Raw genomic sequence first — 8,645 nt, 5'->3', positions numbered from 1 at the left:
TCATAAAAACCCACAATATTCCGGGCCGCCCCCCTGCTGGGTTTTACCAAAACACCCCTCCACCCCCCCGTGGGGTCCCAACCCCCCCGCGGCCGGCCCCCCCCGCCCCCCCCCGCGCCCACGGCCGCCAGCCGACCCGTGACGATCATCGGCTACACCGGAACCGGCACCGACAGCAGCAGCGAGGACATCACGCCCTCGGCCGTCACGCCGTCCAACTCCGCCTCCGGACGCAGCTGCAGCCGATGCCGCAGCGCCGGTACCGCAACGGATTTCACGTGGTCGGGGGTGACGAAGTCGCGGCCGGTGAGCCAGGCGAAGGCGCGCGCCGCGGCCAGCAGCGCGGTGGCCCCGCGGGTCGAGGCCCCGTGCTGCACCGCCGGTGCGGCCCGGGTCGCCCGGCACAGATCGACGATGTAGGCCATCACCTCGGGGTTGACCTGTACCGCGGAGACCGCGCCGCGGGCGGCGGCGATATGGTCCGGACCGGCCACCGGCCGCAGCCCCGCCGCGGCGAGGTCGCGCGGATCGAATCCCGCCGCGTGCCGCTGCAGGATGCGGAATTCGTCGTCGCGGCCGGGCAATTCGATGTCGACCTTGAACAGGAACCGGTCCAGCTGCGCCTCGGGCAGGGGATAGGTGCCCTCCTGCTCGATCGGATTCTGCGTGGCCACCACCACGAACGGGTCGGGCAGCGGTTGCGGTTTGCCGTCGACGGAGACCTGCCGCTCCTCCATCGATTCCAGCAGCGCCGACTGGGTTTTCGGCGGGGTGCGGTTGATCTCGTCGGCCAGCAGCAGATTCGTGAAGACCGGCCCGCGGCGGAAGGTGAACTCGGCCGAATGCGGGTCGTAGATCTGCGATCCCGTGACGTCGCCGGGCATCAGGTCCGGGGTGAACTGGACCCGGGCGTGGTCGAGGTCCAGGGCGGTCGCCAGCGACCGGACCAGCAGCGTCTTCGCCACGCCCGGAACGCCTTCCAGCAGGACGTGCCCGCGGCACAGCAGCGCCAGCACCAGGAACATGACGGCCTGGTCGTTGCCCACGACGGCCTTGCCGATCTCGGTGCGCAGCGCGCCGAACGCCCGGTGGGCGTCCTCGGCGGTCGGGGTGTGGTCGGTCTCGGCCCTCGTCATTGGCTCTCCGTCATCCGATCTCCGATTCGATCCGTTCCAGGTGCGCGGCCACCAGCCGCAGCGTCGCGTCGTCGGTGACCGGTCCGTACAGGACGGCACCGACCTGGTCGACCGGCAGGCTCGTCCGCCGGGCGATCGTCTCGACCACCCGTTGCGCGGGGGCCTCGGCGGTCAGGCCCACGGCGGGCCGGATCCGGCGCAGCGTCGCCCCGCGCAGGGCGGCGGCCACGTGGTCGCGGTCGCGCGACTTCCGATACAGCGCGGCCTGCCCGGCGAGCAACTCGTCGGCGGCGACCTCCACCGGGCGCGGCTCGCCGACCAGCGCCCCGCGGCGGCGGGCCCGCCACCACACCACGATCGCACCGAAGACCAGCCACTGCAGGCCACCGTAGACGAGCCACGGCGGTCCGCCGAAGATCGAATCGGAGCCCTCGAGATCCGGTTCGGGCGGCGCGTAGTCGTCGGTATCCGGCCGTGGGGCAACGTCCGGCGGAGGCGGCGCGCTGGGTGCGGCAGCGAGGCGGATCAGCAGATACAGCACCAGCGCGAGCCCGAGAACCGCGAGCACCGCGGCCCAGAACTTCGGATCCCGGATCAGTTGCGGCAGCGGGGGTATCCGCAGCGGGCGGCGGGGGCGTGCGGTCGCCTCGGCCGGTTCGGGGGGTGGCGGCGGGGCGAGGGAGAAGATGTCGGCCTGCGCGAGCCGCCGATACTCGTCGGCGGAGGCCGGTCGGGCGCCGTAGACGACCTCGTCGAAATCGTGTGCGGCGGTGGGCAGTTCGCCCGCCTGTCCGGGAAGCGCCGCCGCGGCCGCGGGGGGGGGGGGGCCCCCGGGGGGGGGGGGGGGCCCCCCCCCCCCCCCCCCCCCCCCCCCCCCCCCCCCGGGAGGCCGTTCTGTGGCAGGGTATTTCGGCTGAGGCCGACTAAGACACGATCGGCAGATAGACCGACTTGCCCGCCTGGGCGAATTCGTCGGACTTCTCGGCCATACCGGCCTCGATCGCCTCGATGTCGGTGAGCCCGTGCTTCTCCGCGTACTCGCGCACATCGGCCGAGATGCGCATCGAGCAGAACTTCGGCCCGCACATCGAGCAGAAGTGCGCGGTCTTGGCCGGTTCGGCGGGCAGTGTCTCGTCGTGGAATTCGCGGGCGGTGTCCGGATCCAGCGACAGGTTGAACTGGTCGAGCCAGCGGAATTCGAAGCGCGCCTTGGACAGTGCGTCGTCGCGCTCCTGAGCGCGCGGGTGGCCCTTGGCGAGGTCGGCGGAATGCGCGGCGATCTTGTAGGTGATCACCCCGGTCTTCACATCGTCGCGATTGGGCAGGCCCAGGTGCTCCTTCGGCGTGACGTAGCACAGCATGGCCGTGCCCGCCTGGGCGATGATGGCGGCGCCGATCGCCGAGGTGATGTGGTCGTAGGCCGGGGCGATATCGGTGGCGAGCGGGCCGAGGGTGTAGAACGGCGCCTCCTCGCACAGTTCCTCCTCGAGCCGCACGTTCTCGGCGATCTTGTGCATCGGCACGTGCCCCGGGCCCTCGATCATCACCTGTACGCCATGGGATTTCGCGATCTTCGTCAGCTCGCCGAGCGTGCGCAGCTCGGCGAACTGCGCCTCGTCGTTGGCATCGGCGATCGAGCCCGGACGCAGGCCGTCGCCGAGGGAGAAGGTGATGTCGTAGCGCGCCAGAATCTCGCACAGCTCGGCGAAATTGGTGTACAGGAACGATTCGGTGTGGTGCGCCAGGAACCAGGCGGCCATGATCGACCCGCCACGCGAGACGATGCCGGTGACGCGCTTGGCGGTCAGCGGCACGTACCGCAGCAGCACGCCCGCGTGCACGGTCATGTAGTCCACGCCCTGCTCGGCCTGCTCGATCACGGTGTCGCGGTAGATCTCCCAGGTGAGCCGGGTCGGATCGCCGTTGACCTTCTCCAGCGCCTGGTAGATCGGCACGGTGCCGACCGGCACCGGCGAATTGCGCAGGATCCACTCGCGGGTCTCGTGGATGTTCTTGCCGGTGGACAGGTCCATGATGGTGTCGGCGCCCCACCGGGTGGCCCACACCATCTTCTCCACCTCCTCGGCGATCGACGAGGACACCGCCGAGTTGCCGATATTGGCGTTGATCTTCACCGCGAACTTCTTGCCGATGATCATCGGCTCGGATTCGGGGTGGTTGTGGTTGGCGGGGATCACCGCGCGACCGGAGGCCACCTCCTCGCGCACGAACTCGGGCGAAACCCCTTCGCGCGCAGCGATATACCGCATCTCGGTGGTGACGATGCCCTGGCGTGCCCAGTGCAGCTGGGTGCGCGGGCCCGGGACGTCCGGCTTGGCCCAGTCGTCGCGCAGCTTCGGCAGACCGGCCTCGACATCGATCGTGGCCGCGTCGTCGGTGTACGGGCCCGAGGTGTCGTAGACGTCGAAGTGTTCACCATTGGTGAGGTTGATCCGCCGCACCGGGATGCGCAGCGCCGTCCCGTCGCCGTCGACCTGCCGATAGTGCTTCACGCTGCCCTGGATCGGGCCCGTCGTGACCGTATCCACAGTCGTCGCAGCATGTTTCGATGACATGAGAAATCCTCCCTACGCCGGCATTACCCGGTCAGGTTCGAACGGTCGACGGCCCTGATCCGCCCGATTGGGCTAGCCGTCCTCTCAGCCCGCTGGTGCGAGCCCCCGTAGGCATGTGCAGTTGTCCCGCCCGAGCGTACATCGCTCCACCCGCACGCGTCACCAGACCGCCGGGCGGAGCCGTGTCAGTGGAGGTGTCAGGGCGGGATCAGGGCGGTGTCAGGCGGGCGGGCGAATGTAGTCCACGTCGACAACGACACAGCGAATACCGCACTACTCAGAAGGAGCGCTCATCATGTCCGTCACCCTCTCCGCCCAGGACAAGGCCACCATCCGCAACGCCGCCTACGGGGCCGTATCGCTGCTGGCCGCCGCCGGGAGCAAGCCGCACAAGATCGCCACCAGCGGCACGATCGCGCTGTCGTCGGCGACCGGCGTGGTGGGGCACGTGCTGGCCGCGAAGTCCAAGGACATCAAGCTGGTCGGCAAGTCCACCGCACAGCTCGCCGACCAGGTGCTGCCCGCCCTGACGGCCGCGGTGAGCCTGCTCGAGCAGCAGGACGCGGCGGAGGCCGAGAATTTCCGCAGCACCATCCGGGTCGCCGTCGAGGCCGCCCGGGTGGAGCAGGTCAAGCCCAGCCCCACCATGGCCGAGATGACCCGCAAGATCACCGGAGCGCTCGCCGCCGCGTGATGCGCCGCCGTGTAGCGCCGCCGCAGTGTCACGGGTCCCGCACCGGGCCCGTGACACTGCGGCGAGGTGGGTGGGTCAGGAGAGGGGCGCGGGCAGGATGAGGCCGCTGACCTCGCCCAGCCCGATGCGCGAACCGCCCGGACCCGGGGCGGTGGCGGTGATTTTCACCAGATCGCCGTCCACGAGGAACGTTCGTGCGAAACCGCCGACGTCGATGACTTCGCTTCCGCCCCAAGACAATTCCATGAACGAGCCGAGCTGATCGCGTTCCGGTCCCGAGATGGTGCCGGAGGCGAACAGGTCCCCGGGGCGGACCGAGGCGCCGTTGGCGGTCAGGTGCGCCAGCATTTGTGCCGGGGACCAGTACATCCGGCCGTAGGGCGGCCGCGAGACCACGGCGCCGTTCCAGTGCACCGCCAATTCCAGGTCCAGGCCCCAGGATTCGCGCCCGCGCAAGTACGGCAGCGGTGCGGGGTGCTGCGGTGGTAGCGGGATCCGGGCCGCGTCGAGTGCCGCCATCGGCGTGACCCATGCGGCCATCGAGGTGGCGAAGGACTTGCCGAGGAACGGGCCCAGCGGCTGATACTCCCAGGCCTGGATGTCGCGGGCGGACCAGTCGTTGACCAGCGCGACGCCGAAGATGTGGTTGCCGCACTCGTCGATCGGAATCGGCCCACCCGGGCGCGACCCACGCCCGATCACGAAGCCGAGCTCGGCCTCGATATCCAGTCGCTGCGAGGGGCCGAAATCGGGCGCGCCGGACGGGGTTCGGCGCTGTCCGCAGGGTCTGGTGATATCGGTCCCCGAAACCACCACCGTGCCCGCGCGCCCGTGATAGCCGACCGGCAGATGGCGCCAATTCGGTAGCAGCGGTTCACCGTTCGGCCGAAGCAGGCGCCCCAGATTGGTGGCGTGGTCGATGCTGGCGTAGAAATCGACGTAGTCGCCGATATCCACCGGCAGCCGCAGCCGCACCGACGACAGCGGGTGCACCGCGGCGTCGGGGACCGTGCCGGTGGCCAGGTGCTGCAGCCGGTCGCGTATCTCGCGCCAGCGCTCCGGGCCCTGTGCCAGGAAGGCATTCAGACTCGGCCGCGCGAAGACCGAATCCTCCAGCAGCACAGCGAGATCCAGGACGGAGTCGCCGAGGCGGGCGCCGACTCGGAAGGTTCTGTCGCCCGGATCGAACACCCCGTAGGGCAGGTTCTCCGGCCCGAACAGCGACCCGGCGGGAACTTCCACGCGCACGCTCATGCCGCCACCCCGCTAGCGCTGCGCATCCGGGCCGCGCCCCGACCACGTCCACGCGTAGTCCGGGTCCTCGCAGGCCAGCGCGCCCTCGCCGAGGCCCAGCGGGCGGAAGGTGTCGACCATGACCGCGAGCTCGTCGAAGAACTCCACGCCGATGCTGCGCTCGTAGGCGCCCGGCTGCGGGCCGTGGGCGTATCCGCCCGGGTGCACCGAGACCGAGCCCTGCCCGATGCCGGAGCCGCGGCGCGCCTCGTAGTTGCCGCCGCAGTAGAACATGATCTCGTCGGAGTCGACGTTGGAGTGGTAGTAGGGCACCGGAATGGACAGCGGGTGGTAGTCGACCTTGCGCGGCACGAAATTGCACACCACGAAATTGGTGCCCTCGAATGCCTGGTGTACCGGCGGCGGCTGGTGCACCCGCCCCGTGATCGGCTCGAAGTTCTCGATGTTGAACGTGTACGGATACAGGCAGCCGTCCCAGCCGACCACGTCGAACGGATGGGTCGCGTAAACCATTCGGGTGCCGACGATTTCGCGCCCGGGGCGATGCTTGACCAGCACCTCCACCTCGGAGCCCTGCTCCTGCGGCGGCTCGGACGGCCCGTGCAGATCGCGTTCGCAGTACGGCGAATTCTCCAGGAACTGACCGTATTTCGACAGGTAGCGCTTCGGCGGCGCGATATGCCCGGTGGCCTCGATAACGTAGGCGCGCAACGGATCCGGACCACCGGGCCGCCAGCGGTGCGTGGTCGCCCGCGGGAGCAGCACCTGGTCGCCCTGCCGGACCGGCAGCGAACCGAACACCGTGTCGACGGTGCCCGAACCGGACTCCACGTACACCAGCTCGTCGCCGATCGCGTTGCGGTACAACGGCGATTCGCGCCGCGCCACCACATAGGAGATGCGCACGTCGTCGTTGCCCAGCACCAGCCGGCGCCCCGTCACCACGTCGGTGGTGGCGGGGGTGTCGCCGGGGAACAGCTCGTGGAGCCGCAGATGACGGTGGCGCAGTGGGTGATTGGGCACCGTGTGCTGATTAGGCGGCGTCCACACCGCGGAGTCGACGAGCGCGGGTGGTAGCCCGCGGTGATACAGCAGCGAGGAATCGCCCGAGAAACCCTCCTCGCCCATCAGTTCCTCGTAGTAGAGCTCGCCGCCCGGATCTCGATGCTGGGTGTGCCGCTTGGGCGGCACCGAGCCCACCCGCCGATAGAACGCCATGACCGGCCCCTCGCCAGATTGCTGGTCGAATCGTTGTTGTTTCCCCATCGTAGCTATCTGAATTGACTATCGGATGAGCTTTCGCGTGATGCGTCTGATCACCCGGCCCGGGGCTGCGCTGGAATCGGCCGGTTCCGAGTAGCCACGCGCGTTGCGCAGTGCGGTCGGCGCCGTGACGCCCGGCAATTCGAGTAGTGGACACTCACGCGACCAATTGTGATGCGCGCCACTCTCGGGTGGCCGGATCAGCAAGCATCCGGCCACCCCCGACGCGGGGGTTCGTAGCAGAAAGGACTGACCGATGTCGGCCACTCTCACTGGAATATATGAAGCCAAGCTGTCCGCGACCCGCGTGGCCCGCACACTGCGCGCGGTCGTCCCGACGGTGCTGACCGTCAGCGGAACCGCCGGGGAACTGCAGCCGCCGGGCTCCCTGTGCATCATCGTCGCGCCCGCCGGATCGGCCGAGCTCGACAGGATCGCCGCGGCGGTACGGGCCGGTCGCCCGCAGGATGCCGACGAGTCGGTGGCCGCGATGAATCGGGTGCTCGCCAAGCAGGAGCCCCTCGCGCTCGATCAGCTCAACGAGGTGATCGACCGGACGCCCGCCTTCGTCGACGTCGAATACGCCGGATCCAACGTCGCGACCACCGTGTTTCCGCACGGCGACTTCGACTTCGCCCGGGTGGTTCTCCCGTACGCCGGTGGCACCTTCGATCCGGAGAAATTCGCGGTGGTCGAGTACGGACGCGAGGACGGCGATCCCGTGCTCGACGTGCTCGTCGTCGTGCACGAGCCGGAACGGCACGAGGTGGTCGAGCGGATTCTGAGCCGCCTGCCCGCCGAATCGGATGCGCTGCGCATCGGCGTCGCCGCCAGCGAGGACGCGTGCACCGTCACCGCCACACCGGTGGTGGTGGCCGTGACCGTGGCGATCATCGCCACCGCCGCGACCAGCTGCGCACCCGCGTGGAACCGGAGCGAGTGGGTGATCAACCCGGCCGAGGATCTGGCCGTGATCGCGCCGACCCTCGGGGTGCGTCAGCTCGTCGAGATGCGGCGCCAGATGTTCAACCGGCCGTCCCGGTAGTAAGGAGTCGTCATGTCGGTTGTCCAGTCGTTGGGTGTGCTGGCGATGATCATGTTGTCGGCGATCGGAGTGCTGCGCGTCGTACCGGTGTGCGGGCGGTGGATCGAGGCGCTGGACGTCTACCTGCTCGTCCCCGATTCGAAGTATTTCGCACCGGTGCCGAATCGCTCCGACTACCACCTGCTGCGCCGGTGCACCTCACCGGCTGGGCACACCGGTGCGTGGACCACGGTCGAATCGTCGGTCAAACGCTCCTACCGGCCGAGCATGGTCGATCCGCACCGCCGGATTCGAAAAGCCATGGTGGACGCCGGATCTCACGCGATCGTTCTCGACCGAGAGCTCGGCGAGGCCGAGCTGTCCCGGCTGCGGATCGCCATCTCGCTGTCGACGACCTACCTCCTGCTGCTCGGTGCCGCCTGCCGATCGGTGGACGGCACCGTCGTCCAGTTCTGTCTCCTCGCAACGCGAGACGATCCGATCGATGACGGATCGGTGCTCCTACTCTCCGACAGGCATCCCCATGAACAGTGATATCGCGCTCCGCCTCACGGCGGGCGGGCTGACGGCATCGCTCGGCGTCGTCGCCCTCGAGTACCTGCGGCTGCAGCCGGCCCGCGCGCGGGCCCCCGGGGGGCGGTTTGGGGGGGGGGTTATGGGGGTGGGGGGCAGCGGGG

The 8,645-nt window shown here is 69.4% G+C and carries 8 protein-coding genes, 1 pseudogene and 1 riboswitch; of the genes and pseudogenes, 3 read left to right on the top strand and 6 right to left on the bottom strand.

Annotated features, from left to right (window positions below; all coding sequences use genetic code 11):
• Positions 1–152: 152 nt before the first annotated feature.
• The 4 genes and pseudogenes from QH290_RS19875 to thiC form a co-directional block, all read right to left on the bottom strand.
• Positions 153–1,136 carry an AAA family ATPase gene (locus tag QH290_RS19875; RefSeq protein ID WP_280268471.1) on the bottom strand — a complete coding sequence of 328 codons (984 nt, stop codon included), beginning with the start codon at positions 1,134–1,136 and terminating at the stop codon, positions 153–155.
• A 10-nt stretch (positions 1,137–1,146) separates the two neighbouring features.
• Positions 1,147–1,704: a hypothetical protein gene (locus QH290_RS19870; RefSeq protein ID WP_280384444.1), complete on the bottom strand. Its 558-nt coding sequence runs from the start codon at positions 1,702–1,704 to the stop codon at positions 1,147–1,149.
• A gap of 132 nt (positions 1,705–1,836) precedes the next feature.
• A pseudogene (locus tag QH290_RS38155) lies at positions 1,837–2,079 on the bottom strand (DUF4129 domain-containing protein); the annotation flags it as partial.
• The gene (thiC, locus tag QH290_RS19865) at positions 2,060–3,712 is read right to left on the bottom strand and encodes a phosphomethylpyrimidine synthase ThiC (protein ID WP_280384442.1); all 1,653 of its coding nucleotides are present in this window, start codon (positions 3,710–3,712) and stop codon (positions 2,060–2,062) included. The gene thiC and the pseudogene QH290_RS38155, both read right to left, overlap by 20 nt.
• Positions 3,705–3,831, bottom strand: a riboswitch (TPP riboswitch). (Overlaps the previous gene by 8 nt.)
• 176 nt (positions 3,832–4,007) lie before the next feature.
• Here thiC and QH290_RS19860 point away from each other — a divergent pair.
• Positions 4,008–4,406 carry a hypothetical protein gene (locus QH290_RS19860; protein ID WP_280384440.1) on the top strand — a complete coding sequence of 133 codons (399 nt, stop codon included), beginning with the start codon at positions 4,008–4,010 and terminating at the stop codon, positions 4,404–4,406.
• 75 nt (positions 4,407–4,481) lie between these two features.
• On the opposite strand, the gene fahA is transcribed toward QH290_RS19860, so the two are convergent.
• Positions 4,482–5,660, bottom strand: a complete 1,179-nt coding sequence (gene fahA / locus QH290_RS19855; protein WP_280384438.1) for a fumarylacetoacetase — start codon at positions 5,658–5,660, stop codon at positions 4,482–4,484.
• A gap of 12 nt (positions 5,661–5,672) precedes the next feature.
• Positions 5,673–6,878: a homogentisate 1,2-dioxygenase gene (locus QH290_RS19850; RefSeq protein WP_280269085.1), complete on the bottom strand. Its 1,206-nt coding sequence runs from the start codon at positions 6,876–6,878 to the stop codon at positions 5,673–5,675.
• Positions 6,879–7,179: 301 nt separating this feature from the next.
• Here QH290_RS19850 and QH290_RS19845 point away from each other — a divergent pair, with 301 nt between their 5' ends.
• Together QH290_RS19845 and QH290_RS19840 are read left to right on the top strand one after the other, a co-directional pair.
• On the top strand, positions 7,180–7,968 hold the full coding sequence (locus tag QH290_RS19845) for a hypothetical protein (protein WP_280269086.1): 789 nt from the start codon (positions 7,180–7,182) through the stop codon (positions 7,966–7,968).
• Positions 7,969–7,980: 12 nt separating this feature from the next.
• Positions 7,981–8,502, top strand: a complete 522-nt coding sequence (locus tag QH290_RS19840) for a hypothetical protein (protein ID WP_280269087.1) — start codon at positions 7,981–7,983, stop codon at positions 8,500–8,502.
• Positions 8,503–8,645: the final 143 nt, after the last annotated feature.

This window comes from Nocardia wallacei (assembly GCF_029869545.1).
GTDB classification, from domain to species: Bacteria; Actinomycetota; Actinomycetes; order Mycobacteriales; family Mycobacteriaceae; genus Nocardia; species Nocardia wallacei_A.
Note: the sequence above shows the minus strand (reverse complement) of the source record. Positions and strands in the feature narration are given on the sequence as shown.